A 480-nucleotide genomic window follows, 5' to 3' on the forward strand; every position below is an offset into this window, starting at 1 on the left:
CCGCCGGTGGGCGGCCGCGCCCGCCACGTCAGGCTGGTGCCGGCGCCTGACAGCTATCGCCATCCGGCTGCGATGGCCACCGGCAAAGCCTTTGGCGACGCGGTGCGCGAAGCCATCGCCGCGCTGGCAAAGGACGGTATCGGCCTGTCCGGCATCATCCTTTGTCCGCTGCTCGCCAATGAAGGCTTTCCGACGCTCCCATCCGGCTTTTTCGACGACGCGATGCGCGCGGTGCGTGACGCCGGCGGACTGGTCATCGCCGACGAGGTGCAGCCTGGTTTCGGCCGCACCGGCAGTCATTTCTGGGGCCACCAGCGCGCCGGTTTCGTTCCCGACATCGTCACCATGGGCAAGCCGATGGGCAACGGCCATCCAATCGCCGCCGTGGTCACATCAAGGGAGATATTGGCGACCTTCCGCAACGCCTTCCGTTATTTCAACACCTTCGGCGGCAATCCGGTTTCCTGCGCGGTGGCCAAT

The 480-nt window shown here is 66.2% G+C and carries 1 protein-coding gene; it reads left to right on the forward strand.

Going from position 1 to position 480, the window contains the following annotated elements:
* Positions 1 to 480 (forward strand): aminotransferase class III-fold pyridoxal phosphate-dependent enzyme (locus EN925_RS39125; RefSeq protein ID WP_128337512.1); only part of this gene is annotated, 480 nt, incomplete at both ends.

It is taken from the genome of Mesorhizobium sp. M7A.F.Ca.US.006.04.2.1, assembly GCF_004022915.1.
Taxonomy (GTDB): domain Bacteria; phylum Pseudomonadota; class Alphaproteobacteria; order Rhizobiales; family Rhizobiaceae; genus Mesorhizobium; species Mesorhizobium ciceri.